The sequence below is a fragment of the Burkholderia mycopellens genome, assembly GCF_964265025.1.
Taxonomy (GTDB): Bacteria; Pseudomonadota; Gammaproteobacteria; order Burkholderiales; family Burkholderiaceae; genus Burkholderia.
Genome location: NZ_OZ183803.1, coordinates 2,157,383 through 2,184,268, shown reverse-complemented (window position 1 = coordinate 2,184,268; position 26,886 = coordinate 2,157,383). Strand labels below are relative to the sequence as shown.

Sequence of the window (26,886 nt, the reverse complement as noted above, 5' to 3'; positions counted from 1 at the left end):
GCCGTCGGAACCGCCTGAAGCGCCGACTTGTCGGCGCTTGTTTATTTGGAAGACATATCTGTGACACAACGCATTCTCGAACCGACCGAGATCTCGGCACTCGATCATTCGGCCATCCCGCGCTTTCGCCTGCCGGAGCGCGCCACCGCGTTCTCGGCGCGCGCCGCGCGGCTGCGCAAGCTGGCCGACCTGAACCCGATCAGCGGCTACCTGCGGCTGATGGCCACCGTCGCCGATGCGCAGCACGCGACACTGCAAACACTCGAGCTGCCGCTGCCGTCGAAGGAAGCGATCGCGCGTGCGCAGCAGCATTCGATGCCGCTCGTGCCGGCGCTCGACGGCGAGCGCGATCCGCGCTGGCGTGCCGTGCTGTACGAACTGCTCGACCGCGTCGAAGGCGCGGGGCTTGTCAACCCGCAGCTCGCGAAGCTGCTCGACCGGCTGCGCCTGATGGCGCCCGCCGAACTCGACGCACAAGCCGACGCGATCCTCGCGCTGCGTTTCGCCGAAGTCGACCCGGCTACCGCGCCGTTCCTGATGGCCGCGCTGCAGGTCGTCTGGACGGACCTCGCAAGCCGCGTTGCGCCGGCTGACGTCCCGTATCTCGACCAGCCGGGGCTGTGCCCCGTGTGCGGCACGCATCCGGTCGCGAGCGTCGTGCGGGTGGGCGGCCAGTACCAGGGTTACCGTTTCCTGCAATGCGGGCTGTGCACGACCGAGTGGCACATGGTGCGCACGAAGTGCTCGCACTGCGATTCGACGAAGGGCATCGCGTATCACGGGATCGAGGGCGGCAGCGAAGCCGTCAAGGCAGAGTCGTGCGACGAGTGCAAGACCTATCGCAAGATCGGCTATCAGGAGAAGGACTACGAATTCGAGCCGCTGGCGGACGATCTCGCGAGTCTCACGCTCGACCTGCTGATGAACGAGGCCGGCTACCAGCGCAGTTCGCCGAACCCGCTGCTGTGGCCGGATGTCTCGCGGGACGCGAATTGACGGCAGGGGCCGAGGCGGTGCGCGAGCACCGGCGCCGGCCCACTGCGAAGCATGAGACTGGAGCCACAACGACGTGACCGAACCGGGTGTGAATGAACTGAATGCGGTGCTGGCGCGCGTGCCGTCTGTCGAGCGTGTGCTGTCGTCGGCGCCGCTGCAACCGCTCATCACGGACTACGGCCGCACGCGCGTGCTGAACGCCGTGCGTGCCGAGCTCGAACGCTGGCGTACCGCCGCGCAGCACGATCCGGCTGCGGCCGAACCGCTCGACGAGCCGCGCATCGCCGCTGCGGTCGAGCGCACGCTGGCCGCGCAGAGCGCCGGCACGGTGCGCGCCGTGTTCAACCTGACCGGCACCGTGCTGCACACGAACCTCGGGCGCGCGCTGTTGCCCGACGACGCGGTGCGCGCGGTGGTCGACGTGCTGACGCGGCCGGTCAACCTCGAGTTCGACCTCGCCACGGGCCGCCGCGGCGATCGCGACGACCTGATCGACGATCTGCTGTGCGAACTGACGGGCGCGGAAGCCGCGACCGTCGTCAACAACAACGCGGCGGCCGTGTTGCTTGCGCTGTCGGCGCTCGCGACGAAGCGGGAAGTCGTCGTGTCGCGCGGCGAGCTGGTCGAGATCGGCGGCGCATTCCGCATTCCCGACATCATGAGCCGCGCGGGCACCAGGCTGCGCGAAGTCGGCACGACCAACCGCACCCATCTGCACGACTATGCGGACGCCATCGGCCCGCGCACCGCGCTGCTGATGAAGGTGCACTGCAGCAACTACGCGATCAGCGGTTTCACGAAGGAAGCGACGCTCGCCGAGCTCGCGCCGCTTGCGCGCGAGCACGGACTGCCGATTGCCGTCGATCTCGGCAGCGGCACGCTCGCCGACCTGTCGCAATGGGGCCTGCCGCACGAGACGACCGTGCAGGAAACCGTTGCCGCCGGCGCAAACGTTGTCACGTTCAGCGGCGACAAACTGCTCGGCGGGCCGCAGGCCGGCCTGATCGTCGGCGATCGCGCGCTGATCGCGAAGATCAAGAAACATCCGCTCAAGCGCGCATTGCGCGTCGGCAAGCTGACGCTCGCGGCGCTCGAGCCCGTGCTGCGCCTTTACCAGTCCCCCGAGTTCCTGCGTGACCGGCTCACGACGCTGCGCCTGCTGACGCGCCCGCAGCGCGAGATCGCCGAGGCTGCCGAACGTGTGCGTCCGGCGCTGCAGGCCGCGCTCGGCGGCGGTTTCGACGTGACGGTCGAACCGATGTTCAGCCAGATCGGCAGCGGCGCGCTACCGGTCGACCAGTTGCCGAGCGCCGGGCTCGTCGTGCGCACGGCGGACGGCAAACGCAGCGGCCGCGCGCTTGCTCAGCTCGAGAAACGGCTGCGCGAATGGCCGCGCCCGGTGATCGGCCGCGTCGCCGATCAGGCACTGCGACTCGACCTGCGCTGCCTCGAAGCCGCCGACGAGGCGGCGTTCGTCGCGCAATGCGTGCGGCTCGCGGGGGCCGCTGCATGATCGTCGGTACCGCCGGACACATCGATCACGGCAAGACGACGCTGGCGCGCGCGCTGACGGGTGTCGACACCGATCGCCTGAAAGAAGAAAAGGCGCGTGGCATCTCGATCGAACTCGGTTATGCGTATACGCCGCTCGACAATGGCGACGTGCTCGGCCTGATCGACGTGCCGGGCCACGAGAAGCTGATTCATACGATGGCGGCCGGCGCATGCGGGATCGACTTCGCGCTGCTCGTGATCGCCGCCGACGACGGCGTGATGCCGCAGACGCGTGAGCATCTCGCAATCCTGCAGCTGCTTGGCGTCACGCACGGCGCCGTCGCGCTGACGAAGTGCGATCGCGTCGACGCTGCGCGCGTGGCCGAAGTGCGCGACGAGATCGTCACGTGGTTGAACGACTCGACGCTGGCCGGCGTGCCGATTTTCGAAACGCGTGCGACGGCTGTGGACGATCCGGGCGTCGCCGCGTTGAAGCGTTATCTGGCGGACGCAGCGATCGCGTGGCGCGCCCGACGCGACGACGGGCTGTTCCGGCTCGCGGTCGATCGCGTGTTTACGCTCGCGGGGCAGGGCACCGTCGTGACGGGTACGGCGTTCTCGGGCCGCGTCGTGACCGGCGACACGCTCGCGATCGTGCGAACGGGCGGCGCGGCGCGCGTGCGCAGCATCCATGCGCAGAACCGGCCGGTCGAGGCCGGCCGCGCGGGCGAGCGTTGCGCGCTGAATCTGGCAGGTGTCGACAAGGCCGATGTCGAGCGCGGCGATACCGTCGCCGATGCGCGGCTCGTCGCGACGTCGCCGCGTCTCGACGTCGACCTGACGCTGCTCGCGGATGCGGGGCTCACGCTGACGCATTGGGCGCCGCTGCACGTGCATCTCGGCACGCTGCATCGCGTCGCGCATGTCGCGCTGCTCGACGGCGATACGCTCGCGGCCGGCCAGCGGATGCGCGTGCAACTGGTATTCGACGAGCCGGTGTTTGCGCTGCCGGGCGACCGGTTCATCGTCCGCAATCCGCAGGCGACGCGCACGATCGGCGGCGGCCGCGTGCTCGATCCGTTCGGGCCGGCGCGCAAGCGTCGGACGCCTCAGCGTCGCGCGTGGCTCGACGCGCTGGCCGAATGGCTCGACGAAGGCTGTCTCGATGCGCTGCTCGCGCAGGCGCCGCTCGGCATCCCGCGCGCAATGCTCACGCATCTGACGGGTTTCGCGCCGAATGCGCTGGCGCTGCCGGAAGACGCGCTGGCGATCGGGCAGCGCGATGCCGCGTCGAACGACGGCGCGGTGATTGCCCGGGCGCACTGGCGTGCGCTGCAGACGCGGGCGATCGATACGCTGCGTGTGTATCACGAGCGCATGCCCGACGAGCAGGGGCTCGACGCCGCACGCTTGCGTCGGATGGCCGCGCCGCTCGCCGGCGATGCGCTGTGGCGCGCGCTCGTCGATGCGCTGGTGGCCGGCGGCGAAGTCGCGCGAAGCGGGCCGTGGTTGCATCTGCCGTCGCATTCGGTGCGCCTCGATTCGCGCGAGGAAGCACTGGCGCGGCAACTGCTGCCGCTGATCCACGCGGGGCGCTTCGACCCGCCGTGGGTGCGCGACCTGGCCCGCGACTCGGGCGCGGCCGAGGACGCGGTGCGGACCTTGCTGCGCAAGCTCGCGCGGCGTGGCGACGTGCACCAGGTCGTGCGCGACCTGTTCTATCACGCGGACGTCATGCGTGAGCTGGCGGCACTCGTCGCGCATCTCGCACCGTCGCGCGGCGGCGGGCTCGATGCCGCGACGTTCCGCGACGCGACGGGGCTCGGCCGCAAGCGCGCGATCCAGATTCTCGAGTTCTTCGACCGGGTTGGGTATACTCGCTTCCACCGCGATCTTCACTTCCTGCGGCCTGACAGCGGTTGGGCGGATATTCAGGCGTAGGCGCTCGCTGTTCTTTTGGTTCTTTTCCCCACGGAAGGCATTCGTATCCGGTGGTACGGCTGGACTTCAAATCCAGTTGGGGGTGTCAGACGCTCCCGGGTAGGTTCGACTCCTGCTGCCTTCCGCCAGTCGCCATTCCCGACGCGGAGTAAAATGGCGCGCATTGGTCGATTTTGGTGATTTCATGGATTCGTCCGTATCGCTTCTGCTGGAAGCCGTCGATGCCGACAAGGCAAAGCTGGACGCGGCGCGTCCGCTTCCGCCGCATACGCTGGCGTCATTGCGCGAAAAGCTGATGCTGGAGTGGACTTATCATTCGAATGCGATCGAAGGCAATACGCTGACCTTGCGGGAAACGAAGGTTGTGCTCGAAGGCATTACGGTCGGCGGAAAGTCGCTGCGCGAGCATTTCGAAGCCACCAATCATCGCGACGCGATTCTCTATGTCGAAGAAATCGTCGGCAAGCAGGAAACGCTGTCCGAATGGCAGATCCGGAATATTCACGGGCTGGTATTGAAGGGGATCGACGACGGCGAGGCCGGCAGGTATCGCCGGGAGAACGTCGTGATCGCCGGCGCAAGCACGACGCCACCGGATTTCCTGCATTTGCCGGCTGAAATGGCCGCGCTCATCGATTGGGACACGCAGGCGGGAGCGATGCATCCCGTGGCACGCGCCGCCGAACTGCATACGCGGTTCGTGAAGATCCATCCGTTTGTCGACGGCAATGGAAGAACGGGGCGGTTGCTGCTGAATTTCGAACTGATGAAGTCTGGCTATCCGCCCGCGGTCATTCGCAAGGAAGATCGGCTGGCTTACTACGATACGCTGGACGACGCGTGCACGACCGGCGACTACAGCGGCATTACGCGCCTGGTGGCCGAGTCGGTGCGGCGCTCACTCGATGCCTATCTCGGCGTGCTTGGGTTGCGCCCGTAGGCGAGCCATTCCGAACGCCTGTCGGGACGGCCCGATCACTGCAGCGTCCTGTCTGGGCCGATCAATTCGACTCCGGTAAATGTACCGTCCGCCCGGTGTTCTTTTCCCCACGGAAGGCATTCGTATCCGGTGGTACGGCTGGACTTCAAATCCAGTTGGGGGTGTCAGACAATCCCGGGTAGGTTCGACTCCTGCTGCCTTCCGCCACCCCGTCTTTTCTTTTCGACCCGATACGCTTCAATCCACGTGCAATTGCGGGACTGTGCCGGCGATCGCGCTCAACGAAACTTGATCGGGAAAATTACCAAAGGTATGCGAATTATTTCCCGGCTATAGTGGAGTGGAACGACTGAGGGTAGATGCGGCGTCTTCTGCCGATACCGTTCAGGTAATGACTGTAGACGGGTGCTGTATGAAAAATAAAATTGAAAGGACCGCCGGACCGATCTGGGGCGTGGCTGCGGGATTGCTTCTTGCTGTCGCGGGATTGAGTCTCGGCATTTTCCCGAAGTCCCTGCAAAGCTCGGGAAGCGCGAATGACTTCATGGCGTCCGGTGTTGCGATGCTGGGCATCTTCCTGGTCGTCTATTCCACGCACGAGTTGCGAAGAAGGCGCTCGCACTGAGCGCTCACGCGCCGCTGATTCACGTACGACGATCCGAGCCGTCCGCCGGCTCATCACTGCGCTCGTCCGTCACGCGCTACGCCTTGCTGATTTCGTGTTGATAAACGAGTTCGACGATTCGCTTCGTCGGAATGCTCGCGCGCAACCCGTCGACGCTGTCGATCGGAAACCACTTGCATTTCGCGATCTCGTTGTTCGCTTGCGGCGTATGGTCCGGGCCGACTTCCGCGAAGAACACGTGATGGATCTTTGCGAGCCCGGTGAACTGCATCGAGTAGACGAGAGGCTGGCCGGTCATCCCGGTTTCTTCGCGCAACTCGCGATGCGCGGCTTCGAGCGGCGTTTCCCCGCGCTTGATCGTGCCGCCGGGAAGGGCCCAGCGCGATGCCGCGCGGGCGACGAGCAAAACTTGTTCGCCGCGGTGGCAGACGATGGTCGCGCGTTCCTTGACCGGAGCGGCGCTCGCTTCGGGGGCGGTATTGGGTGCGGGGATTCGGGGCATGGTGTGATTCTACCCAGCACAAATTGATCGGCCAAGGCAGCCTGACCGGGTTTGACGTTTGACCTCAGTCGACACGCGGCCGATGGTCCAGGGACACGTCGAAAGTGCAGGGTGGGGTGCGGGACACATGGCGTGGACCGGCCCGGCCGGGCGCCCTTGCGAAGGTTGGGGTATGCAGCGCCGCATCGCGGCGATGCGTTACGATCGCCGGACCGTCCGTACGCGCTTTCTCTGCGAGCAAGCGTCGCACGGAGCCCGACGTCGTGCGATTCATCCGGTTACTTCTTCTCCGGCAGGAACCAGTTCATCACGAGCGCGCAGATGCCGCCCGTCGCCACCCCCGATTCCAGCACGTTCTTCAGCGCGTGCGGCAGGCTGTTGAGGATGTCCGGCACTTGCGACACGCCGAGGCCGAGCGCGAGCGACACCGCAATGATCAGCAGCGCGCGACGATCGAGATGGACGCCGGCAAGGATGTTGATGCCCGATGCGGCCACCGCGCCGAACATCACCATCGCCGCACCGCCGAGCACGGGCTCCGGCACGGCCTGCAGCACGCCGGCGACGACCGGGAACAGCCCGAGCACCACGAGCATCCCCGCGATCCAGATGCCCACGTAGCGGCTCGCGACGCCGGTGATCTGGATCACGCCGTTGTTCTGCGCGAACACCGAGCTCGGGAACGTGTTGAACACGCCGGCCAGCAGCGAGTTCGCACCGTTCACGAGCACGCCGCCCTTGATCCGTTGCATCCACACCGGGCCTTCGACCGGCTCGTTCGAGATCTTGCTGGTGGCCGTGACGTCGCCGATCGCTTCGAGCGACGTGACGAGGTAGATGATCAGCATCGGCACGAACAGCGACCACGAGAAGCCGATGCCGAAGTGCAGCGGCGTCGGGACCTGGAACAGCGCGGCCTGGTGCATGCCGGTGAAGTCGAGGCGGCCGAGGAACGCGGCCGCGAGATAGCCGATGACGAGCGCGATGACGAGCGCGGTACTGCGCACCCACACGATCGGCACACGGTTCAGCAGGATGATCGTGCCGAGCACGAGGCCGGACAGCGTCAGGTTCTCCGCGCTCGCGAACGTGCCCTTGGCCATCGCGCCATAGCCGCCGCCCATGCTGATGAGGCCGACCTTGATCAGCGTGAGGCCGATCAATAGCACGACGATGCCGGTGACGAGCGGCGTGATCAGGCGCTTCACGAACGGCAGGATGCGCGATACGCCCATCTCGACGAACGACCCGGCAATCACGACGCCGAAGATCGCGGCCATCACGGTCTCGACGGGTGTGCCTTGCTTGACCATCAGGCTGCCGCCGGCGATCAGCGGGCCGACGAAGTTGAAGCTCGTGCCCTGGACGATCAGCAGGCCGGCGCCGAGCGGGCCGAAGCGCTTGCACTGGACGAAGGTGGCAAGGCCGGAAATCATGAGCGACATCGACACGATCAGGGTCGTATCGCGGCTGGACACGCCGAGCGCCTGGCAAATCAGCAGGCCGGGCGTGACGATCGGCACGATGATCGCCAGCAGGTGCTGCAGCGCGGCGACGAAGGCGACCATCGGCGCCGGCCGGTCGTTCGGGCCGTAGACGAGGTCGCGGGCCGAATCGGCGGCGTCGGCGCCGTGGACGGCGGACTGGGCGGGGGAGGCGGGATGCATGGCGAGCGGGCCGGACAAGGTGGAAAGTGCGGCATTTTAGCCGAACGGCCAGCCGGCGCCGCTGCGATAGCGGGGATTCGACGGATCGGGAAAACGGCGGCGGATCGGCGCCCGGGCCGGCCGTGGCCGCGGCGCCCGTCGGTCAGCGGGCCTGCCGCGAGGCGGGCGCAGTCGGGATGTCAGTCGGGGCGGTAGTCGCATGGAACCCGGGCAGCGCCGGAATCCGCCGCTCCATGAACTGCAGGAACGTGCGGGTCCGAAGCGGCAGATACCGGCGCGACGCGTACACGAGGTGCAGCGCGTGCGGCGGCACCATGTCCCACTTCGGCAGCAACCGCACGAGTTGGCCGCTGTCGATCAGGTCCTGAACGAGCCACGCAGGCCCGCTGCCTACCGCGTTGCCTGCCAGGAAGCATTCCCGCAGGGCCATCGAGCTGTTCACGCGATACCGGCCACGCACCGGAACGACGGCTTGCTCGTCGCCGCGGGCGAAGGTCAGTTCGTTGCCGATGTCCGCGCGCGCGTAGCCGACATACTCGTGCTTCGCGAGGTCGTCCGGCCGGCGGAGCGTCGGCGCCTGCGACACGTACCCCGGCGTGGCGACCAGCAGGCGCGGCGATGACGCGATGTGCCGGGCCACGGCATCCGGCGGCAGCAAGTGGCCGAGGCGAATCGCGACGTCGACGCCTTCTTCGACCAGGTCGATCACGCGGTCGGTCAGTTGCAGTTCGACCTCGATTTCCGGCCACGCGGCGAGGAATTCGAGCACGAGCGCGTTCAGTCTCAGCTCGCCCAGCCCCAGCGGCGCATTGACGACCAGCTTGCCGACCGGCCGCACCGTTTGCCCGCGCACCTCGGCCACCGCGCTCGCGTATTCGTCGATCACGCGCTTGCAGCGATCGTAGAACCGGCGGCCTTCGTCGGTGGGCGCGAGGCTCGTGGTCGAGCGTTCCAGGAGACGAACGCCAAGTTCCCGTTCGAACGCGGCGACGATCTTGCTGATCGTCGGCTGGCCGGTGCCTTCCTCGCGCGCGACGGCCGAGAAATTGCCGAGTTCGATCGCGCGGACGAACACGCGCATGGATCGCAGCGAATCCATCTTATTCCTTTATGGCATGAACCTTATTCAAGTCTCCCATGTTCCCGCGCAATTGAGAATGACCTAACGTTCGCGAACCTTCAATCCCTGATGAGGAGTCGACATGAACATGAACGAGGCAACGCAATCTTCGCCACTGAACGGAGCGCACGTCGTGGTATTCGGCGGGAGCTCCGGAATCGGCCTCGAGGCCGCGGCCGCCGTGAAGGCGAAAGGCGCCGGCGTCACGCTGGTCGGCCGGACCCGCGCGAAGCTCGAGTCTGCCGCACAGGCGATCGGCGGCGCGCGCATCGCGGTGGCCCACATCGCCGACCGGCATGCGGTGCAGGCTGCCTTTGACGGGATCGCGCGCGTCGACCATCTGGTCGTCACGGCCGGCCGGTTCATTGCCGGCAAGCTGAACGAGACCGATCCCGATCACCTGCTCGCCGCGCTGCACGAGCGGATCGCCGGGCCGGTCTACGCGATCCGCGCGGCGTTGCCGCGGATGCCCGCGACCGGCTCGATCGTGCTGACCGGCGGGCAATTGTCGGATCGTCCGGCCGCGCAGGGCGTGTCCGTCATTGCCGCCGCCGTGCGTGGTGTCGAGGCGCTGGCGCAGTCGCTCGCGCTGGAATTGAAACCGATTCGCGTGAACGTCGTCGCACCGGGCTTCGTCGAGACGCCGCTGTACGACGCGTTCGGCCCGGAAGCGCGCGACACGATCCTCGCGGGCGCCGCGGCGGCGTTGCCCGGCGGCCGTGTCGGGCGCGCCGACGAAGTGGGAGAAGCGATCGCGTTCCTGCTGGGTAACGGCTTCATGAACGGCGAGATCCTGCACATCGACGGCGGCGGCCGGCTGGTCTGAGCCGCGTGTCAGCCCGCCGCGCGCGTGCCGGTGCGGCGCGCCGGCGGGCGTGGCGCGCGGCCCTCCGGATACGCGCGCTGGCAGACGGCGATGACCACCTCGCGCAGGCGGCGATGCACGGGATCGCCGTGCATGCGCGGATGCCACAGCGCGGACACGAGGATCTCGGGCAGGCGCACCGGGATCTCGAAGCTGCGCAGCCCGAGGGCCTCCGTGAGCCCCGGCGCGAACGCATTGCCGAGGCTCGAGCGCGGCACGAGCGCGATCAGGTCGGTGCTGGCCGCGACCCGCATCGCATCGGGGTAGCCCGGTACGACGACGTGCACGGTGCGGTGCGGGCCGGCCTGGTCGGTCGAGTGGTCGGCCGGCCCGCCGAAATCGCCGAGCTGCGACGCGATCACGTGATGGCAGGCCGCATAGCGCGCCGGCGTGATCCTGCCCGATGCGAACAGCGGGTGTCCGGCGCGTGCCACCGCGACGTGCCAGTCGCGAAACAGCATGCGGGTGTGCAACTCGGGTGCATCGTCGCCGCGCTTGCCGATTTCCAGGTCGACGGCGCCGTCGCGCAGGGCTTGCGGATCGCGGTCGGGCTTCGGGACGAAGCGGATGCGCACCTGCGGCGCGATTTCGCCGAGTGCGGCGACCACCGGGCCGGCCAGCATTTCCATGAACGATGCGGCCGTGCGGATCGTGAACGTGGATGCGTGCGTCGCGATGTCCACGTCGGCCGTTGCCGGCCGCAGCACCGTGCGCGCATCGCTGGCGATCGCGTGCACGCGGTCGCGCAACGCCGCTGCGTGCGGCGTCGGCACGAGCTTGCGCCCCGCGCGCACGAGCAACGGATCGCCGATGGACAGCCGCAGCCGCGTGAGCGTGCGGCTCATTGCGGACGTGCTCAAGCCAAGCCGGCGCGCGGCGCCGGTCACGCTGCCTTCCGACAGCAGTACGTCGAGCGCGGTGACGAGGTTCAGGTCGATGTCTTCCATGGAGACAGGATACGCCTCCACGCGGTTTGGCATGGCGTTCGATGCAACGATGAGTTGAATCGGGTGCGTCTGGCGCCTGTCGTGATGCGCACCTATAGTGGCGGCATGACGAAACCAGGCAAAGGCGGAAACCATGCAATCAACTGTATCTGACGGGAACGCGCCCGCGATCCTGCTCGTCGCGGCCTCGCGCGGCCTCGGGCTCGCGATGGCGGAGGCGTTCCTCGACAAAGGCTGGCGCGTGACGGGCACCGTGCGCGCAGGATCGGGGCGCACCAAGCTGCACGACCTCGCCGACCGGTTCGACGGCCGGCTCGAGATCGAGACGCTCGACATCTGCGAGCCGGTGCAACTGGCTGCGCTGCGCGAGCGGCTGTCGGGCCGGCGCTTCGACATGCTGTTCGTGAATGCGGGAACCACGAACGAGCCCACCGAAACGATCGGCGAAGTGACGACCGACGAGTTCGTGCGCGTGATGATCACGAATGCGCTGGCGCCGATGCGCGTGATCGAGACGCTGCAGGATCTCGTGACCGCGGACGGCCTGATCGGTGCGATGTCATCGGGGCAGGGCAGCGTCGCGAACAACGTCAGCGGGATGCGCGAGGTCTATCGTGGCAGCAAGGCCGCGCTGAACCAGTTCATGCGCAGCTTCGCGGCGCGTCAGGCCGATACGCGGCGTGCGATGGTGCTGATGGCGCCCGGCTGGGTCCGCACGGAACTGGGTGGGCCGGATGCGCGCCTGACGATCGAGGAAAGCGTGCCGAGTCTCGTCGACGTGTTGATCGCAAAGCGTGCGCGCCCGGGGCTCGAATATCTCGACTATCTGGGGAGGACGGTGCCGTGGTAGTCGGCGCGTCGCGCGAGTAGAGGCCTATTGCGATCCGCCGTGTTTTTCGTTGCACGGTAGTGCCGCTGCGAAGGTCCCGCCGATTCAATACAATGCGACGACCCGCCCGTGACACGGCGTTGCGCCGTCGCGTTCGAATCCTTCCGGTTCGCCGCACATCGCATGCGTCCCCGTCGCGACGGCCCCCAGTCGAACCCGGAGCGCAACATGAACGAACCTTACCTGCAGGTCATCGCGCATTTCCACGCCAAACCCGGCAACGGCGATCGCGTGATCGAATTGCTCGCGGAGCTCGCGCTGGCGACGCGCGCCGAGCCGAAGAATCTCGACTACGCCTATTTCCGGTCGCCGGAGGACCCCGACCACGTCGTGATCCTCGAACGCTATCGCGACGCGGATGGCCTCGACGTGCATCGGGAAACGCCGCATTTCCAGCGGATCGGGTTCGGCGAGATCATTCCGTTGCTCGATCGCCGCGAAGTGTCGCACTACATGGTGCAGCCGGACACCGGCACGGCGACGCCACCGGGAGGCACCCGATGAACCCGTTTCAATTCCGTACCGTTGCGACGCAGGTCGTCGAATTCGGCGCCGCGCGCCGGCTCGGCGCGTTGTTGCGCGAGCGCTTTCCGGCGCTCGTGCGGCTGTGTGTCGTCACCGACGCGTTCCTGCATCGCAGCGGCGTGCTCGCGCCCGCGCTGGAGAGCCTCGCCGCGCACGGCTGGCAGGTCACCGTGATCGACGACGTGATCGCCGATCCGCCCGAGCACGTGGTGCTGGACGCGACCGAACGGGCCGTCGCGGCCGATGCCGAGATCGTGCTCGGCCTGGGCGGCGGATCGTCGATGGACGTCGCGAAGCTGATCGCGGTGCTCGCGCCGGGGCGGCAGGCGCTGGCCGACATGTACGGCGTCGACCAGGTCACGAGCGCGCGACTGCCGCTCGTGCAGATGCCGACGACGGCCGGCACCGGCTCCGAGGTGACGGCCGTGTCGATCGTCACGGTCGGCGAGGCGCGCAAGATGGGCGTCGTGTCGCCGCACCTGTTCGCGGATCTCGCGATCCTCGACGCCGAATTGACGCTCGGCCTGCCGCGTGCGGCGACGGCCGCGACGGGCATCGATGCGATGGTGCATGCGATCGAAGCCTACACGTCCGCGCGGCTCAAGAACCCGGTATCCGACATGCTGGCCGTGCACGCGCTGACGCTGCTGTCGCGCAACCTGCTCGTGGCGTGCGACGACGGCCACGACCGCCACGCGCGTGAAGCGATGCTGGTCGGCGCGATGTTCGCGGGGCAGGCGTTCGCGAATGCGCCGGTCGCGGCCGTGCATGCGCTGGCCTATCCGGTCGGCGGAATCTTCCATGTGCCGCACGGGCTGTCGAATGCGCTCGTGCTGCCGCACGTGCTGCGTTTCAACGCGCCGGCCGCCGCGCCGCTGTATGCGGAACTCGCGGCGATCGTCGCGCCGTCGGCGACGGGCAGCGATGAAGCGCGCACGCACGCGCTGATCGCCGAGATCGACCGGCTGATCGTCGCGACGGGCATCCCGCGCACGCTGCGCGAGGTCGGCATCGGAGAAGGTGACCTGCCGAGGATGGCGTCGGATGCGATGCTGCAGACGCGCCTGCTCGTGAACAATCCGCGCGAGGTGACGGAGGCCGACGCGCTGGAGATCTACCGGCAGGCGTGGTGATGCGGTGGGCGTGCGCGTCGTGCCGCCCGTCACGCATTCACGCATTCACGATGCGCTCGCAGCCGGTCGCGCGGGCCGCGTCGCGATGCATGCGCACCCGAGCGCAACGGCCACGCGCCCGCATCCGGCCCACGGCGTGACATGCTCGGCAGCCTGTGCGTGTGCCTGGGCTGGACGCTGTTCGGCTTCGCCAGCGCGCGCTTCTGCCGGATGGAAGTCGGCGCCCATGCGAAGGCGCCGGGGAAGTCGCCGCAGGCGTGACGGGGCAGCGGTCGCCGCCGTTATCGGGCAGGGCGGGCCAGCAGCGGCGGGAGGTCCTGCTTCAGCAGGTCGACAACGGCCCGCACGCGCGGCGGCAGCGGCCGCTGCGCATGCACGAGCACGTTGAGCGCGAAGTCGGGAATCACGTACCGCGGCAGGAGCTCGACGAGCCTGCCGGCCGCGAGCGCCTCGGCGCAGGCCGGCTGCTGGACCACGCCGATGCCGCCGCCGGCCATGATCGTGTCGAACATCGGGCGCCAGTGGCTCGTCGTGATGATCGTGCGGATGCGCGCGTATTCGAGCGAGCCGCCGTCGCGCTGCAGCGGCAACCGTTCGCTGGCGAAGACGCCTTTCACGCGGATGAACGGATGGTTCGCGAGATCGGCCGCCGTGTCGATCGGGCCATGCCGCTCGAGATACGACGGCGCGGCGACGAGCCGGCGGCCGACCGCGCCGACCGGATGCGCGACGAACCCGCCGTCGCCGAGCTGTCCGACGCGGATCGAGATGTCGACGCCTTCGGTGACCGGATCGACGAGGTCGTCGTTCAGGACCAGATCGATGTGCAGATTCGGATACGCGGTGCGGACATGCATCAGCACGCCCGGCAGTACGACCTCGCCGACGCATTGCGGCGCCGCGAGCCGGATCGTGCCGTCGAGCGCGTTTTCCGTCTTCGACACCGACGCGACCGCGTCGTCGGCCGCTTCGAGCAGCGCCTTGCTGCGTTCGTAAAAGATCCGGCCTTCTTCCGTGCATGCAAGGGTGCGTGCGCTGCGCAATAGGAGCCGTGTGCCGAGATGCTTCTCGAGTCGCTCGATGCGTTCGCTGACGGCCGGCTGGCCCATGTCGAGATCCCGCGCCGCGCCGGACATCGTGCCGCGCTCGACCACCCTGACGTAGATGCGCATCGTCGCCAGCAAATCCATGAAGTCGCGCCCCTTGTCCGGTTCCGGTTGATGCCGATCGACGGATGGTATCAAAGCGGGGCCGCCCGAAGGTGCGCGGCGAACCGATACTGACCATCGGTTGCCGAAGCCGCGTGTGTTCGTCGGCGCGATGCGTGACAATGCGCTTCCGTGCGAACGACTGGAGACGAAGACATGACGCAACAGGATGACGTGGTGCGCACGCGCTGCGTCGCATGGCAGACCGTGCGGACGTGGCAGGCGGCCGAATGGTGCAGGCTCGTCGAGTCGCGAACGGGAATCGACCTGTCGGGTTCGGTGTCGGGCGCGATCGACGGCTCGCCGTTTCGCATCGACTATGCGATCGCATGCGGCGCCGACTGGCTCACGCGCTCGGCACGCATCACGCAGTGGGGCGGCACGCAGCCGCCGCGGCAGTGGGATATCGCGTGCGACGCGGGGCGATGGACGATCGATGGCGTCGACGTACCGGCGCTCGCGGGCGCGACCGACGTCGATCTCGGTTTCAGCCCGTCGACGAATACGCTGCCGATCCGACGGCTCGGGCTGGCCGTCGGCGAGTCGGCCGTGATTCGTACCGCGTGGCTGCGCTTTCCGGATTTCGCGTTCGTGCGCGGCGAGCAGCGCTATACGCGTACCGCGGAGCGCGTGTATCGCTACGAAAGCGACACGTATGCGGCTGATGTCGCGGTCGACGCAGCGGGCCTCGTCACCGACTACGACGAATGGCGGCGCATCGGCGCGACGCCCGCATGCTGATGCACGCGTACCGCGCCGTGTGCCGGTAGCGGCGGCGCGTCAGCGTGCGCTCGCGACCGACAGCTTGCCCGGAATCAGTTTCAGCACGCTGAAGGTATCGGCGATGGTCTGCTGATAGGCGAGCGTCGCGTCGCCGATCGGCTGCACGCCGTAGCCGGCGCGCTTGAGCGCGACTTCGAGCGTCGGCGCGTCGAGGCCGACGAGCGGCGACAGTTGCGCGGCGACTTCCGGCACGTGGTCGCGCGCCCAGCGATCGACCGCGTCGACTTCGTCGAGCAGCGCGCGCAGCACCTGCGGGTGAGCGGCCGCGTATTTGCGCGCGGCGAGGTAGTACTGCGTATTGCGCACGAGCCCTTCGCCGCTCGCGATCACGCGTGCGCCGATCTGCCGCTCGGCGGCGGCCAGGTACGGATCCCAGATCACCCACGCATCGACGCTGCGCTGCACGAACGCGGCGCGGGCGTCGGCGGGCGTCAGGTAGATCGGCTGGATGTCGGCATACGTCAGGCCCGCGCGTTCGAGCGCCTTCACGAGCAGGAAGTGGACGTTCGAACCCTTGTTGAACGCGACCTTCTTGCCGCGCAGCTGCGCGACGGTGCGGATCGGCGAATCGGGCAGCACGACGATCGCCTCGCCCTGCGGCGCGGGAGGCTCGTTGCCGATATAGACGAAATCGACGCCGCCCGCCTGCGCGAAGATCGGCGGCGTCTCGCCGACCGTGCCGACGTCGATCGCGCCGGCGTTCAGGCCCTCGAGCAATTGCGGGCCGGCCGGGAATTCAAGCCACTGCACGGTGACGCCCTGGCTCGCGAGCCGCTTCTCCAGCGTGCCGCGCGCCTTGAGTACGACGAAGTTGCCGTATTTCTGGAAACCGATGCGCAGCCGCGTGCCGCTGTCTTGCGCGTGCGCGGGCAGGCCCGCGAGCGGGCCGAGCGCGAGCCCGGCCAGCCCGGCGGCCGCGCCTTGCAGCCACTGGCGGCGATGCGGGTTCGCCGGTGTCGGTTCAACGTCTGCGTGCGGTGTGTCGTTCATCGAGGCGTCCTGCGTGCGAGGGAGCGGGCCGCGCGCGAACGGCGCGCGGTTGGCGCAGGGCGGGGCCGGGTGCGGGCGCTGCACGCCACGGGCCGGCCCGCGCCGGACTCGTGACGATACGTCCGTGTGCGCCGGCGGCCAACCAACGAATGCGCATATGCAAATCAGCGGCGGCGCGTTGACGATGTTCGAACCGGTGATTCGCACAAGCGAGCGCCGTCGGCACGGCGGGCCGCGCCGGCGAAATCGCCGGATTGCACGCGCGGCCGCGCCGACGCTCGATAAACGGCTGACGCGACCCTCAATCGGAGCCGGCCGGGCTTTCCTCGATCGAATCGACGCGATCCGGATAGAACGCGAGATGCCCGCGGATCGCATCGACGGCCGGATAGGGCGCCTCGTAGGTCCAGACGGCATTGACCGCGCGCTCGCCGCCGGCCGGAATCGAGTAGTAGGCGGCGTCGCCCTTGTACGGGCAGTACGTCGCGTGATCGGTGCGTTGCAGCAGCGTCAGGTCGGCGTCCTCGCGCGGGATGTAGAACACGGCCGGGTAAGCGGCTTCGCGCAGCGCCAGCGCGCGGCACGTATCCGCGACGACCTTGCCGGCCGCCTTGACCACGACGCGCCGCGGGTGCGGTTCGACCGTGATCGGATGATCGGGGCCCGGCGTCTTCACCGGGCGAGCGGACGTATCGGAGCTGACAGGCATCGTGGGTCCTCCTGGAATCGGCGGCGCGGCGCTGCCGGGCGGATCCCGGCGCGTCCGTGCCGACGTTGGCCAGCCGATACGATGCGCCATTTCGGGCGAGTCTGCAGGGGGCCGGAAGACGGCGACGCGGGACGGCCGCCCGGCGCTCGCGTGGACGTTTTCATGCGCGGGCAGCGGGACGCATCCACGACGATAAGCAACGCGAAATTAATTGGTAAGCGATCGGCGGGCGGCGCGCGAAGATCGGCCGTCGTCATTTGCATGACAGCCCTCTGCTGTCTCCGTCACCATGAAGAACGCTTTCGTTTCGTCAGCCGCGCGTCGTGCGCGTGGCGCATTTCCTGCCGCGACGGCCCTGCGCTGCATTGCGGCGTCGCTGCTGCTTGCCGGCGCGGCCACGCAGGCGCTCGCCGCGCCGGCCGGCAAGACGCTCGTGTACTGCACCGAAGGCAGCCCTGCCGGCTTCGATCCGGGCCAGCACACGACGAGTACCGATTTCGACGCGAGCACCTACCCGGTCTACAACGGGCTCGTGCAGTTCAAGCGCGGCACGCTCGATCTCGAACCCGCGCTCGCGACGAGCTGGGACGTGTCGCCCGACCAGCGCACGATCACGTTCCACTTGCGGCGCGGCGTGAAATTCCAGAGCACCGCGTGGTTCAAGCCGACGCGGCCGTTCCAGGCCGACGACGTCGTTTTCACGTTCCGCCGGATGCTCGATCCCGACGATCCGTTCCGCAAGGCCTACCCGGTCAGCTTCCCGTATTTCAGCGACCTCGGCTTCGACCGCAATGTCGAGCGCATCGACAAGGTCGACGACGACACGGTGCGCTTCGTGCTCAAGACGCCCGACGTCGTGTTCGTGCGCAATCTCGCGATGGCGTTCGCGTCGATCCTGTCGGCCGAGTATGCGTCGCAGCTCGCGGCGCGCCACCGTGAGGCCGACATCAACCAGTTTCCGGTCGGTACCGGGCCGTTCCTGCTGCGCATGTACCAGAAGGATGCGCTGATCCGCTACGACGCGAATCCCGACTACTGGAAGCCGGATGACGTGAAGCTCGCGCGCCTCGTGTTCGCGATCACGCCCGATCCGGCCGCGCGCCTGCAGAAGCTGGTGGCCGGCGAGTGCCAGGTATCGGCATTCCCGCGGCCGGCCGATCTCGACACGGTGCGGCGCGACCCGAAACTGACGTTGTTCTCGGGAATGGGCTTCAACGTCGGCTTCGTCGCGTACAACACGCAGCATGCGCCGCTCGATCGCGTCGACGTGCGGCGTGCGCTCGACATCGCGATCGACAAGGCGGCGATCGTGAAGACCGTGTTCAACGGCGACGCGAAGATCGCGACGAACCCGATGCCGCCCGCGCAATGGTCGTACAACCCGCGCCTGAAGGATGCGCCGCGCGATCCGGCGGCCGCGAAGGCGCTGCTTGCGCAGGCCGGGTTCCCGAACGGCTTCGACCTGACGCTGTGGGCGATGCCCGTGCAGCGGCCGTACAACCCGAATGCGCAGCTGATGGCGCAGCTGATCCAGCAGGACTGGGCGAAGATCGGCGTGCGCGCGAAGATCGTCAGCTACGAATGGGGCGAGTACAACCGCCGCGCGAAGCACGACGGCCAGCACGACGCGATCCTGTACGGCTGGTCGGGCGACAACGGAGACCCCGACAACTGGCTCGGGACGCTGCTCGGCTGCGACGCGGTGCACGGCAGCAATCTCGCGAAGTGGTGCAACCAGGATTTCGAGAAGCTGGTGGATGCGGCGCGCGCCAATGCGGACGTCGCGAAACGCACGGCGCTGTACGAACAGGCGCAGGTCGTGTTCAAGGACCAGGTGCCGTTCACGCCGATCGCGACGTCGATCGTGTCGCTGCCCGTGTCCAAGCGCGTACACGGGCTGACGTTCTCGCCGCTGGGTGGGCACCGCTTCGACGGCGTCTGGCTGGATTGACGGGAGAGCCGCGCGGACGGTGCTTTCGTCCGCGGGGTGTGACGGCGGGAACGGCCGGCGCGATGCGGTGCGCGCCGGCCGCCGTCAAGCCGGTTCAGTTGAGCGCGACCGCCGCCGCGGCTTCGACCGGCGAGCCTTCGAGCGCGACCGACGGCCGGCCGTCGGGGCCGACCGGCACGTCGCCGGTGAGCGTCGTGCGATAGAGCTGGCGATCGAAGTCGAGATCGAAGATGTCGGCAGGCGCGAGGTGGGCGGTCGCGCGGTTGTCCCAGAACGCGATGCTGCGCGGTTCCCACTTGAAGCGGATCGTGAATTCCGGCCGCGTCACGTGTTCCCACAGCAGCTCGAGCAGTGCCTGGCTCTCGCGCGGCGTCAGCCCGACGACCGATTTCAGGAAGCTCGGGCTCACGTACAGCGCGCGTTCACCGGTCTCCGGATGCACGCGCACGAGCGGATGCTCGGTCACGAGCGGACGGCGCTCGACCGCCTCGTCGAACGCGTCGGTGGCGCGCGCGCCGGCCGGCGGCGTGAAGCGATGAATGCCGCGCAGCCCGTCGACGAAGCCGCGCAGCGGCGCGGACAGCGTTTCGTACGCCCGCACGAGGTTCGTCCAGTGCGTGTCGCCGCCGTACGGCGGGATCGTCACGCCGCGCAGGATCGACGCCCACGGCGGGTTCACGGCGGCCGTCACGTCGGTGTGCCAGCCGGTCCACGGCCGGCGCACCGGTTCGCCTTCGAAGCGCGTCGCCTTGCGGTGCTTCGCGATCGAGTAGACGGCGGGGTGTCCGTCGACGTGCCCGAACACCGGATGGCCGACCGTCGGCTCGCCGAACTGCGCGGAGAACGCGACGTGCTGCTCGTGCGTGAGGAATTGCTCGCGGAAGAAGATGACGCGCCATTTCAGCAGCGCGGCGCGGATCGCCGAGATCTGCGGCGTGGTCAACGGTTGCGTGAGGTCGACGCCGCGTATTTCCGCACCGATATGGGCGGACAGCGGGATCACGTCGACCGGCTGGGCGGCGGGTTCGAGTAGGGCGCTCATGCGACGCTCCTGGCGGAAGTGAACGGGGCGGATGGCCGACATCGTTGCGGGTGCAAGCGTCGGTCCGGTGGCGGGAGGTTCATCGTGGTGTGTCCGGTGGCGAATGGCGGGGAACACGCGACGGCGCGCATGGAACGGCACCGCCGCGAGACGCGGGCGTTATTGCAGCGTCGCGCCCGGCCCCTTCAGCACGACGCTCCGGCGGCCGTCGATGCCGACCGGCACGTCGCCATGCACGGTCGCGCGGCGCACGACGCGGCGCGCATCGCCGTAGTCGTTGATCGCGTAGTGCTGCGTCGCGCGGTTGTCCCAGATCGCGACGTCGCCTTCCTGCCAGTTCCAGCGCACGGTGTTCTCGAGACGCGTCACGTGTTCGTGGAACACCTGCAGCAGGTGCGCGGAATCCTGCGCCGACAGGCCCTTGAGTCGCTGCACGAAATGCCCGAGCACGAGCGTGCGTTCGCCGGTTTCCGGATGGACGCGCACGACCGGGTGCTCGGTTTCGTAGACGGTCGACGTAAACACTTCGCGGTAGCGCTTCAATTGCGTATCGTCGGCATGCACGTGCGTCGACGCGTAGTCGTACGCGTTGGTATGCAGCGCCCACAGCGTGTCGGCGAGCGCGCGCAGCGGGTCGGGAAGGTGCGCGTAGGCGGCGGCCGTGTTGGCCCACACGGTATCGCCGCCGAACGGCGGAATCACGACGGCGCGCAGGATCGAGATTTTCGGGTACGCATCGACGAAGGTCACGTCGGTATGCCACGAATTGGCGCGGGCGCCGTGCGCGGAATCGAGTTCGAGCAGGTGCGCGCTGCCGTCGACGGACGGCACGGTCGGGTGCGCGACGGTATGGCCGAAGCGGCGTGCGAACGCTTCCTGTGCGGTGTCGTCGAGATGGTGCTGGCCACGGAAGAACAGCACCTTGTGGCGCAGCAGTGCGGCCTGGATCGCGTCGAACGTCGCGTCGTCGAGCGTGCCCGACAGCCGCACGCCGGCGATCTCGGCGCCGATCCGGCCGGCGACCTGGCGAAGCTGGAGCGGGGCGGCGGCCGTGCGCGGCGCGGCGTGCGAAGCATGCGAGGACGGGTGAGCGGCGTGCTGGACTTCGGACATCGGGAGTCTCCTGGAGTCGGGTCGGTCGAGTTCCCATTCAAGCAGGGACCGTGCGTAATCGGAACCGATGAATCGTCACAACCTTAGCGTGTGCGCAGCGATGATCGATATGCGTCGTCGTGCTGAGCAATCCGGCGCGTCACGCGTGCTACCACGCCATCCGCCATTCGCCGATCCGGTGCGGGCGCGGCGCGTCGATACGCTTGCCGCCCGCGCGATCGTCACCCGGCGGTTCGCGCTCGTCGAAATCCGCGAGCACGGTGTCGCGCAGCCGCGCGAATGCCGGCGAATCGCGCCGGCGCGGGCGTGGCAACGCGACGTCGACGATGCGTTCGATGCGGCCCGGGCGTGGCGCCATCGTCACGACGCGGTCGCCGAGATACACGGCTTCGTCGACGTCGTGCGTGACGAGGATCATTGTGATCCGCTCCTGTTCCCAGATGCGCAGCAGCTCGTTCTGCATCCGCGCGCGTGTTTGCGCGTCGAGCGCGCCGAACGGCTCGTCGAGCAGCAGCACGCGCGGGCGGTTCACGAGGCCGCGCGCGATCGCGACGCGCTGCGCCATCCCGCCCGACAGCTGGTTCGGATACGCGTGCTCGAAACCGTTCAGCCCGACGAGCGCGATGTGATCGGCGACCGCGCGCCGCTTCGCGGCCGCGTCGAGCGGGGCGTTGCGCAGCGCGGCCGCGATGTTCTGCGCGACGGTCAGCCACGGGAACAGTCGGTGATCCTGGAACACGATGCCGCGCTGCAGCGACGTGTCGCGCACGCGTTCGGCGCCGGCCCGGATCTCGCCCGTGTAGTCGGCGTCGAGCCCGGCGATCAGCCGCAGCAGCGTCGACTTGCCGCAGCCGCTCGCGCCGACGATCGTGACGAATTCCCCGGCGCGCACGTGCAGCGACACGTCGTCGAGTACGGCGAGTGCGGCGCCGCGTTGCGCGTAGTGCTTGCTCACGTGGAGGATGTCGAGCGAATCGGAGGCGAGGGTCGTCATGGCGGTGCGAGGAAGGGGGCGGGGAAGGAAAGGGCGATCAGCGCGGCAGGTCGCCGCGCCGGGCCAGCACCTTGCGTTCGATCGCACGCGCGATCGCGTTCAGTGCCCAGCCGGTCACGCCGACGACGATGATCCCGAACAGCACGAGATCCATCCGGAATTGTTCGCTGCCGTCGATCAGCGTGTTGCCGATCCCGCTGCCGGCGACCAGCAGGTATTCGGCGCCGAGCGTCGCGAGCCACGAGTAGATCAGGCCGAGATACAGTCCGGTGAAGATCGACGGCAGCGCGGCCGGCAGGATCACGTAGCGCACGAGCTGGCGCCGCGAGTAGCGCAGCGCGCGGGCAACGTCGACATACGCGCGCGGCACCGCATGAATGCCGTCGCAGGTGTGCGCGGCAACGGGCAGCAGCGCGGCGAGCGACAGGAACACGACCTTGGCGACGTCGCCGAGTCCGAACCACACCGAAATCAGCGGAATCCACGCGAACAGCGAGACCTGCTTGAACGTGTCGAAGCTCGGGCCGATCATTCGCGCGGCGACGCGCGACAGCCCGAGCGCAGCGCCGAGCAGGAGCCCGCCCGTCGCGCCGAGCGCGAAACCGCACGCTTCACGCGCGAGCGATGCGGACAGCGCGCGGCCGAGTGCGCCGCTCGCGGCTTGCGCCCATGCGGTGCGCAATACGTCGGCCGGGCCGACGAGCAGCCCGCTGTTCACGAGGTGCGCGGAAGCGATCGCCCACCACAGCGCGAATGCGGCGAGCGGCAGCACGAAGCCGCGCCAGTCGGGCGCGTGCAGGCGGCGGGCGGCCGGGGCGGGCGGCGATGCAGCGTCGGGCGAGGCGGGGTGCGTCACGGGGGGATCTCCTTCGGTTACGCGGGCAGGGCGGGCGGTTCAGCCGCGGAACGCGGACGGCACGCCGCGGCGCAGGCGCGCTTCGAGTGCGTCGAGCAGCCGGTTGATCAGCAGGCCGACCGCCCCGACGACGATCACGGCCGCCATCACGAGATCGAGCTGGAACAGTTGCCGCCCGTACACGATCAGGTAGCCGAGCCCTTCGGACGATGCGACGAGCTCGACGACGACGAGCGCGAGCCACGACTTCGTGAACGCGAGCCGCACGCCGGTCGCGAGCGTCGGGATCGCGGCGGGCAGCACGACGTGCACGATGCGTTGCCGGTGCGTGTAACCGAATACGCGCGCGACTTCGTCGAGCGCGGGCGGTGTCTGGCGAAACCCTTGCAACGTGCTCAGCGTGACGGGCACGAGCGCCGCATGCGCGATCAGCAGGTACTTGAGCGGTTCGCCGACGCCGACGAGCAGCAGCAGGAACGGTAGCCAGCCGAGCACCGGAATCTGCACCAGCGCGTTGAAGCTCGGCAGTACGTACGCTTCCAGCGTGCGCGACAGGCCGAGCGCGACGCCGGTCGCGAAGCCGAGCAGCGTGCCGGCGGCGAACCCGACCAGCACGCGCTGCAGGCTGATCAGCGTGTGGCGCACGAGATCGCCGCTCGTGGCGAGCTCCTCGAGCGCGTCGAACACGCGTTCGGGCGGCGGCAGGATCTGCGGCGCGATCCAGCCGCGCGCGCTGCCGACGCTCCACAGCGCGAACAGCAGCGCAGGCAGCAGCCACGGCGCGAGCCGCCACGACCACCGTTGCACGGCCGCCGCACGGTGCGGCGGCGCGGCCAGCGCGTGGCGCTCGGATGACGGGATGGAAACCGCGGTGTCGCTCATCGGGGCGGGTCCGGGTCAGGAAAGGGGCTTGCCGGCCGCGTCGTAGCGTTGCCAGTAGCGTTCGAGCTTCAGCGTGCGCAGCGCATTGTCGAGATACTTCGGCTCGAACCAGCCATCGACGTCGACCGGCTGGCGGATCAGCTTCAGCGCCAGCGCATCCTGCGCGACGGACTTGTAGCGCGCGACGACGAACGGGTCGATCAGCGGTGACAGGCGATCTTTCAGCCGCTGGTTCGCATAGTCGGCCTGCCACGACGAAACGGGCACGCCGCTCTTCGCCCACAGCTTGAACAGCGCATCGCGGTTCGCTTCGTCGGACGACCATTGCGCGCCCTTCACGAGCGCGTTGACGACGCGCTGCACGATGTCCGGATGCGCGCGCTCGAAATCGTCGAGCACGAGCAGGTGGGTCTGGCGCGTGAACTGCGGGCCGTCATTCTGCGATTCGTAGATGATCTTCGCGAGCCCCGCGTCGCGCAGCTTGTACAGCTGGTAATCGCCCACCGACGCATCGATGCCTTTCGACGCGAGTGCGGCGAGCGAGCTCGCGGAGTCGAGATTGATCACGCGCAGGTCGCGTTCGGTGAGGCCGTTTTTCGCGAGCGCATTGTCGGCGACGAGCTGCAGGTTCGTGCCGCGGAAGATCGACACGCGGCGGTCCTTCAGGTCCTTGATCGAGCGGATGGTGGAGTCGGGCGGCACCGCGATCTTCACGCCCGAACGCACGCTCGCGGCGAGCAGCAGGCGCGTCTTGATCCCGTTCGCACGCGCGAGCACGGCGGGCAGGTCGCCCTGGTACGCGAAGTCGAGCGCCTTGTTCGCGATCGCCTCGTTGACGGCCGGCCCGGCGCCCTTGAAGAACAACCACTGCACCTTGATGCCGTCGGCCGCGAACTCCTTTTCGACCAGTTGCTGCAGCTGCGCGGTGGCGGCGCTCGATCCGCCGAACGTCGGCGGATCGCCGGCGCCTTGCTGGGCGACACCGATGCGGATGGTGGCGGGCTTGTCGGCGTGCGCGGCGGCGGCCGGCAACGCGATGAGGGACGCGATCAGCAGCGATCGAAGCAGGCGCAGTGGAAGCATGAATCGATGGATCCGGAACGTTGGGGGGAGCGAGTCCGGGCCTCAGCCCGTCGGCGCATTCTCGATGACGGGCCGGGGCCGGACAAGAAACGATTTGAACTATGCTTATCGCCGCCTGGCGGGTTGCCGCGCCGGGCGTTTCGTTCCATATGAACGTGAATTCCATTCACATGCATCTGAAATTCATTCTGAATTCAAATCAAGTCGATTGATAACGAAAGCCGAATCAGGAAATTTCCAATTGAAAAATCGCGGTGAAGACGAGCACGGATTCGCGTGGAGATCGCTCGTCGAATCGGGGCGTGAAAACGGGGTCGGGTAATCGTGGAAATGTGATGTGAGCCCGTCATGTGTGCCGGGACGGTCAATCTGGCGCGGCCAGACGGGCGCATGTGAAGCGCCCCGGCATGTCGGTAAATCGAATGGAAACGGTTAGGTTTTCGGCTGGTAAATCATGCCAAGAAACAGTTCATGCGTCTGTTCAGATAAGCGAATCATTCGATCCGATGTGAGAAAAAATGACCGCAAATGAACGGAATCGCTTTCATCGTTGCAGGGTTAAATCCATAAATACATTTCGACGCCAAATAATTTGAATTCGCCTGAAAAATTGTCTATACCCTAGACGAATCAGCGCGGTTGCCTTGTGCGGGAAAGACCGCACCGTGGATGCAGGCACGCACGACCGAAGTCGTCGTTGCACGCCGCGTGTTGCAGTGATCGAGAGGATTCCGGGGGGGCGAACGACCTCGTGCCAGAGGCGTGCGCACGTGTCGCAACGGGCGAATGTCCTGCGCAACCGCCGGAGCAACGGAGCGTCTTTGCGTTCAACGGTCGGTCACCGACCCCGTTACACGGAGGTTGCCATGCTGCAATACGTCAAGTCCCTGCTGCGTGACGAACGTGGCGTCAGCGCGCTCGAGTACGCCGTGCTGGCCGGTATCGTCGTGGTCGCGCTGGCGGCGGTCGGCGTGATCCTCAGCAGCACCACCGGTGGCTTGCCGAGCGTGTTCACGTCGCTGATGAGCAAGGTGACGAGCCTGATCTGATCCCCTGAACCCGCGCGCCACCGACGAACACCGGGATCCGCTGCGGTAGAACGTATCCGGCCGGGGCGTGTCGACGGACGGCTCTCTCATGCTCACGTTCGTGCAGTCGGTGGCCACGGTCTTGCTGGCCGCGCTCGCGGCGCAGGATCTGCGCGACCGGCGCCTGTCCAATCGCGTCGTGCTCGCGTTCGCGGCGCTGTATTTCGTCGCGGCGGCGCTCGCGCACGACGGGTTCGCGCCGCTGGCCGGCCACGTCGCCGCCGGTGCGTCGATGCTGCTGTTGTTCGGCGGCATGCGCCACGCGGGCTGGATCGGCGGAGGCGACGTCAAGCTGGCGGCGGCGGTATTCCTGTGGGCCGGCCCGGCATGGGCGTTTCCGGTGCTGACGGGCGTCGGCGCGTGCGGTGCGTTGTGCGGCCTCGCGTTGCTGGCTTCACGGCGGCGGCACGCCGCGCAGGTCCGCGCGGTCGCCGCGCGCGGCGTGCCGTACGGCGTTGCGCTCGCGCTCGGCGGCACGCTGGCCGTCTGGGCGTCGTTTCCACACACGGTTTCGCTTATCTAGCCGGGGGGACGCACGCCGCC

General features: G+C 68.1%; 27 protein-coding genes and 2 tRNA genes. 16 read left to right on the top strand and 13 right to left on the bottom strand.

Going from position 1 to position 26,886, the window contains the following annotated elements; translation table 11 throughout:
* Window positions 1-60: 60 nt before the first annotated feature.
* The 7 genes from fdhE (at window position 61) to ACPTTC_RS28015 (ending at window position 5,996) form a co-directional block, all read left to right on the top strand.
* Window positions 61-996: a formate dehydrogenase accessory protein FdhE gene (gene fdhE, locus ACPTTC_RS28045; RefSeq protein WP_175955214.1), complete on the top strand. Its 936-nt coding sequence runs from the start codon at window positions 61-63 to the stop codon at window positions 994-996.
* Between the two features lie 73 nt (window positions 997-1,069).
* Complete coding sequence (gene selA / locus ACPTTC_RS28040; protein WP_423394812.1) at window positions 1,070-2,509, top strand: L-seryl-tRNA(Sec) selenium transferase; 1,440 nt, start codon at window positions 1,070-1,072, stop codon at window positions 2,507-2,509.
* Window positions 2,506-4,431 carry a selenocysteine-specific translation elongation factor gene (gene selB, locus ACPTTC_RS28035; protein ID WP_423394811.1) on the top strand — a complete coding sequence of 642 codons (1,926 nt, stop codon included), beginning with the start codon at window positions 2,506-2,508 and terminating at the stop codon, window positions 4,429-4,431. Before selA ends, selB begins: the two co-directional genes overlap by 4 nt.
* Window positions 4,432-4,463: 32 nt before the next feature.
* Window positions 4,464-4,559: transfer RNA gene (locus tag ACPTTC_RS28030), tRNA-Sec, on the top strand.
* Between the two features lie 56 nt (window positions 4,560-4,615).
* Window positions 4,616-5,371 (top strand): Fic family protein, encoded by a 756-nt coding sequence (locus ACPTTC_RS28025; RefSeq protein ID WP_423395726.1) that lies wholly within the window; start codon window positions 4,616-4,618, stop codon window positions 5,369-5,371.
* A 111-nt stretch (window positions 5,372-5,482) separates the two neighbouring features.
* Window positions 5,483-5,578 (top strand) — tRNA-Sec (locus tag ACPTTC_RS28020).
* A gap of 205 nt (window positions 5,579-5,783) precedes the next feature.
* Window positions 5,784-5,996: a hypothetical protein gene (locus ACPTTC_RS28015; protein WP_423394810.1), complete on the top strand. Its 213-nt coding sequence runs from the start codon at window positions 5,784-5,786 to the stop codon at window positions 5,994-5,996.
* Between the two features lie 76 nt (window positions 5,997-6,072).
* On the opposite strand, the gene ACPTTC_RS28010 is transcribed toward ACPTTC_RS28015, so the two are convergent.
* The 3 genes from ACPTTC_RS28010 to ACPTTC_RS28000 form a co-directional block, all read right to left on the bottom strand.
* Window positions 6,073-6,498: an NUDIX hydrolase gene (locus ACPTTC_RS28010; protein WP_226194989.1), complete on the bottom strand. Its 426-nt coding sequence runs from the start codon at window positions 6,496-6,498 to the stop codon at window positions 6,073-6,075.
* Window positions 6,499-6,776: 278 nt separating this feature from the next.
* On the bottom strand, window positions 6,777-8,165 hold the full coding sequence (locus ACPTTC_RS28005) for a nucleobase:cation symporter-2 family protein (RefSeq protein WP_423394809.1): 1,389 nt from the start codon (window positions 8,163-8,165) through the stop codon (window positions 6,777-6,779).
* Window positions 8,166-8,307: 142 nt separating this feature from the next.
* Complete coding sequence (locus ACPTTC_RS28000) at window positions 8,308-9,264, bottom strand: LysR substrate-binding domain-containing protein (RefSeq protein WP_423394808.1); 957 nt, start codon at window positions 9,262-9,264, stop codon at window positions 8,308-8,310.
* Between the two features lie 103 nt (window positions 9,265-9,367).
* Between ACPTTC_RS28000 and ACPTTC_RS27995 the strand changes: the two genes are divergently transcribed.
* A complete protein-coding gene (locus tag ACPTTC_RS27995) occupies window positions 9,368-10,111 on the top strand; it encodes an SDR family oxidoreductase (protein ID WP_423394807.1) in 744 nt (247 codons plus the stop codon).
* Window positions 10,112-10,119: 8 nt separating this feature from the next.
* Here the strand turns inward: ACPTTC_RS27995 and ACPTTC_RS27990 are convergent, their stop codons facing one another.
* A complete protein-coding gene (locus tag ACPTTC_RS27990; RefSeq protein ID WP_423394806.1) occupies window positions 10,120-11,097 on the bottom strand; it encodes a LysR family transcriptional regulator in 978 nt (325 codons plus the stop codon).
* Window positions 11,098-11,230: 133 nt separating this feature from the next.
* Between ACPTTC_RS27990 and ACPTTC_RS27985 the strand changes: the two genes are divergently transcribed.
* From ACPTTC_RS27985 to ACPTTC_RS27975, 3 genes are all read left to right on the top strand, one after another.
* Window positions 11,231-11,947 carry an SDR family oxidoreductase gene (locus ACPTTC_RS27985; RefSeq protein ID WP_423394805.1) on the top strand — a complete coding sequence of 239 codons (717 nt, stop codon included), beginning with the start codon at window positions 11,231-11,233 and terminating at the stop codon, window positions 11,945-11,947.
* Between the two features lie 207 nt (window positions 11,948-12,154).
* Window positions 12,155-12,490, top strand: a complete 336-nt coding sequence (locus tag ACPTTC_RS27980; RefSeq protein WP_423394804.1) for a putative quinol monooxygenase — start codon at window positions 12,155-12,157, stop codon at window positions 12,488-12,490.
* Window positions 12,487-13,644, top strand: a complete 1,158-nt coding sequence (locus ACPTTC_RS27975; RefSeq protein WP_423394803.1) for an iron-containing alcohol dehydrogenase — start codon at window positions 12,487-12,489, stop codon at window positions 13,642-13,644. Before ACPTTC_RS27980 ends, ACPTTC_RS27975 begins: the two co-directional genes overlap by 4 nt.
* Window positions 13,645-13,925: 281 nt before the next feature.
* Here ACPTTC_RS27975 and ACPTTC_RS27970 read toward each other — a convergent pair whose 3' ends face one another.
* Window positions 13,926-14,834 (bottom strand): LysR family transcriptional regulator, encoded by a 909-nt coding sequence (locus ACPTTC_RS27970; RefSeq protein WP_423394802.1) that lies wholly within the window; start codon window positions 14,832-14,834, stop codon window positions 13,926-13,928.
* 174 nt (window positions 14,835-15,008) lie between these two features.
* Between ACPTTC_RS27970 and ACPTTC_RS27965 the strand changes: the two genes are divergently transcribed.
* A complete protein-coding gene (locus tag ACPTTC_RS27965; RefSeq protein ID WP_423394801.1) occupies window positions 15,009-15,593 on the top strand; it encodes a putative glycolipid-binding domain-containing protein in 585 nt (194 codons plus the stop codon).
* Window positions 15,594-15,632: 39 nt separating this feature from the next.
* Here ACPTTC_RS27965 and ACPTTC_RS27960 read toward each other — a convergent pair whose 3' ends face one another.
* Window positions 15,633-16,625: a sulfonate ABC transporter substrate-binding protein gene (locus ACPTTC_RS27960; protein ID WP_423394800.1), complete on the bottom strand. Its 993-nt coding sequence runs from the start codon at window positions 16,623-16,625 to the stop codon at window positions 15,633-15,635.
* A 301-nt stretch (window positions 16,626-16,926) separates the two neighbouring features.
* Entirely contained in the window at window positions 16,927-17,334 is a 408-nt protein-coding gene (locus tag ACPTTC_RS27955) for a DUF427 domain-containing protein (RefSeq protein WP_423394799.1), read from the bottom strand.
* Window positions 17,335-17,623: 289 nt separating this feature from the next.
* Between ACPTTC_RS27955 and ACPTTC_RS27950 the strand changes: the two genes are divergently transcribed.
* Entirely contained in the window at window positions 17,624-19,285 is a 1,662-nt protein-coding gene (locus ACPTTC_RS27950; RefSeq protein ID WP_423394798.1) for an ABC transporter substrate-binding protein, read from the top strand.
* Window positions 19,286-19,379: 94 nt separating this feature from the next.
* Here the strand turns inward: ACPTTC_RS27950 and ACPTTC_RS27945 are convergent, their stop codons facing one another.
* The 6 genes from ACPTTC_RS27945 to ACPTTC_RS27920 form a co-directional block, all read right to left on the bottom strand.
* On the bottom strand, window positions 19,380-20,327 hold the full coding sequence (locus tag ACPTTC_RS27945; RefSeq protein ID WP_423394797.1) for a TauD/TfdA dioxygenase family protein: 948 nt from the start codon (window positions 20,325-20,327) through the stop codon (window positions 19,380-19,382).
* A 159-nt stretch (window positions 20,328-20,486) separates the two neighbouring features.
* Window positions 20,487-21,440 carry a TauD/TfdA dioxygenase family protein gene (locus ACPTTC_RS27940; RefSeq protein ID WP_175950672.1) on the bottom strand — a complete coding sequence of 318 codons (954 nt, stop codon included), beginning with the start codon at window positions 21,438-21,440 and terminating at the stop codon, window positions 20,487-20,489.
* A gap of 148 nt (window positions 21,441-21,588) precedes the next feature.
* Window positions 21,589-22,434, bottom strand: coding sequence for an ABC transporter ATP-binding protein (locus ACPTTC_RS27935; protein WP_423394796.1), 846 nt, complete (start codon window positions 22,432-22,434; stop codon window positions 21,589-21,591).
* Between the two features lie 37 nt (window positions 22,435-22,471).
* On the bottom strand, window positions 22,472-23,290 hold the full coding sequence (locus ACPTTC_RS27930) for an ABC transporter permease (RefSeq protein ID WP_423394795.1): 819 nt from the start codon (window positions 23,288-23,290) through the stop codon (window positions 22,472-22,474).
* Window positions 23,291-23,329: 39 nt separating this feature from the next.
* Window positions 23,330-24,172: an ABC transporter permease gene (locus ACPTTC_RS27925; protein ID WP_423394794.1), complete on the bottom strand. Its 843-nt coding sequence runs from the start codon at window positions 24,170-24,172 to the stop codon at window positions 23,330-23,332.
* 15 nt (window positions 24,173-24,187) lie between these two features.
* A complete protein-coding gene (locus tag ACPTTC_RS27920; RefSeq protein ID WP_226194971.1) occupies window positions 24,188-25,255 on the bottom strand; it encodes an ABC transporter substrate-binding protein in 1,068 nt (355 codons plus the stop codon).
* Here ACPTTC_RS27920 and ACPTTC_RS27915 point away from each other — a divergent pair.
* The 3 genes from ACPTTC_RS27915 to ACPTTC_RS27905 all read left to right on the top strand — a co-directional run bounded on the left by ACPTTC_RS27915 (window position 25,254) and on the right by ACPTTC_RS27905 (window position 26,866).
* Window positions 25,254-25,577 carry a hypothetical protein gene (locus ACPTTC_RS27915; RefSeq protein WP_423394793.1) on the top strand — a complete coding sequence of 108 codons (324 nt, stop codon included), beginning with the start codon at window positions 25,254-25,256 and terminating at the stop codon, window positions 25,575-25,577. The genes ACPTTC_RS27920 and ACPTTC_RS27915 overlap by 2 nt on opposite strands.
* A 544-nt stretch (window positions 25,578-26,121) precedes the next feature.
* A complete protein-coding gene (locus ACPTTC_RS27910; protein WP_175950667.1) occupies window positions 26,122-26,304 on the top strand; it encodes a Flp family type IVb pilin in 183 nt (60 codons plus the stop codon).
* Between the two features lie 88 nt (window positions 26,305-26,392).
* Complete coding sequence (locus ACPTTC_RS27905) at window positions 26,393-26,866, top strand: A24 family peptidase (protein ID WP_423394792.1); 474 nt, start codon at window positions 26,393-26,395, stop codon at window positions 26,864-26,866.
* Window positions 26,867-26,886 lie beyond the last annotated feature (20 nt).

Bases quoted from the DNA above. Each gene is read 5' to 3' on its own strand.
- selB (WP_423394811.1), top strand. From the start codon at position 2,506: ATGATCGTCGGTACCGCCGGACACATCGATCACGGCAAGACGACGCTG.
- ACPTTC_RS28025 (WP_423395726.1), top strand. From the start codon at position 4,616: ATGGATTCGTCCGTATCGCTTCTGCTGGAAGCCGTCGATGCCGACAAG.
- ACPTTC_RS28015 (WP_423394810.1), top strand. From the start codon at position 5,784: ATGAAAAATAAAATTGAAAGGACCGCCGGACCGATCTGGGGCGTGGCT.
- ACPTTC_RS28010 (WP_226194989.1), bottom strand. From the start codon at position 6,498: ATGCCCCGAATCCCCGCACCCAATACCGCCCCCGAAGCGAGCGCCGCT.
- ACPTTC_RS28005 (WP_423394809.1), bottom strand. From the start codon at position 8,165: ATGCATCCCGCCTCCCCCGCCCAGTCCGCCGTCCACGGCGCCGACGCC.
- ACPTTC_RS28000 (WP_423394808.1), bottom strand. From the start codon at position 9,264: ATGGATTCGCTGCGATCCATGCGCGTGTTCGTCCGCGCGATCGAACTC.
- ACPTTC_RS27995 (WP_423394807.1), top strand. From the start codon at position 9,368: ATGAACATGAACGAGGCAACGCAATCTTCGCCACTGAACGGAGCGCAC.
- ACPTTC_RS27990 (WP_423394806.1), bottom strand. From the start codon at position 11,097: ATGGAAGACATCGACCTGAACCTCGTCACCGCGCTCGACGTACTGCTG.
- ACPTTC_RS27985 (WP_423394805.1), top strand. From the start codon at position 11,231: ATGCAATCAACTGTATCTGACGGGAACGCGCCCGCGATCCTGCTCGTC.
- ACPTTC_RS27980 (WP_423394804.1), top strand. From the start codon at position 12,155: ATGAACGAACCTTACCTGCAGGTCATCGCGCATTTCCACGCCAAACCC.
- ACPTTC_RS27975 (WP_423394803.1), top strand. From the start codon at position 12,487: ATGAACCCGTTTCAATTCCGTACCGTTGCGACGCAGGTCGTCGAATTC.
- ACPTTC_RS27970 (WP_423394802.1), bottom strand. From the start codon at position 14,834: ATGGATTTGCTGGCGACGATGCGCATCTACGTCAGGGTGGTCGAGCGC.
- ACPTTC_RS27965 (WP_423394801.1), top strand. From the start codon at position 15,009: ATGACGCAACAGGATGACGTGGTGCGCACGCGCTGCGTCGCATGGCAG.
- ACPTTC_RS27960 (WP_423394800.1), bottom strand. From the start codon at position 16,625: ATGAACGACACACCGCACGCAGACGTTGAACCGACACCGGCGAACCCG.
- ACPTTC_RS27955 (WP_423394799.1), bottom strand. From the start codon at position 17,334: ATGCCTGTCAGCTCCGATACGTCCGCTCGCCCGGTGAAGACGCCGGGC.
- ACPTTC_RS27950 (WP_423394798.1), top strand. From the start codon at position 17,624: ATGAAGAACGCTTTCGTTTCGTCAGCCGCGCGTCGTGCGCGTGGCGCA.
- ACPTTC_RS27945 (WP_423394797.1), bottom strand. From the start codon at position 20,327: ATGAGCGCCCTACTCGAACCCGCCGCCCAGCCGGTCGACGTGATCCCG.
- ACPTTC_RS27940 (WP_175950672.1), bottom strand. From the start codon at position 21,440: ATGTCCGAAGTCCAGCACGCCGCTCACCCGTCCTCGCATGCTTCGCAC.
- ACPTTC_RS27935 (WP_423394796.1), bottom strand. From the start codon at position 22,434: ATGACGACCCTCGCCTCCGATTCGCTCGACATCCTCCACGTGAGCAAG.
- ACPTTC_RS27925 (WP_423394794.1), bottom strand. From the start codon at position 24,172: ATGAGCGACACCGCGGTTTCCATCCCGTCATCCGAGCGCCACGCGCTG.
- ACPTTC_RS27915 (WP_423394793.1), top strand. From the start codon at position 25,254: ATGAATCGATGGATCCGGAACGTTGGGGGGAGCGAGTCCGGGCCTCAG.
- ACPTTC_RS27920 (WP_226194971.1), bottom strand. From the start codon at position 25,255: ATGCTTCCACTGCGCCTGCTTCGATCGCTGCTGATCGCGTCCCTCATC.
- ACPTTC_RS27910 (WP_175950667.1), top strand. From the start codon at position 26,122: ATGCTGCAATACGTCAAGTCCCTGCTGCGTGACGAACGTGGCGTCAGC.
- ACPTTC_RS27905 (WP_423394792.1), top strand. From the start codon at position 26,393: ATGCTCACGTTCGTGCAGTCGGTGGCCACGGTCTTGCTGGCCGCGCTC.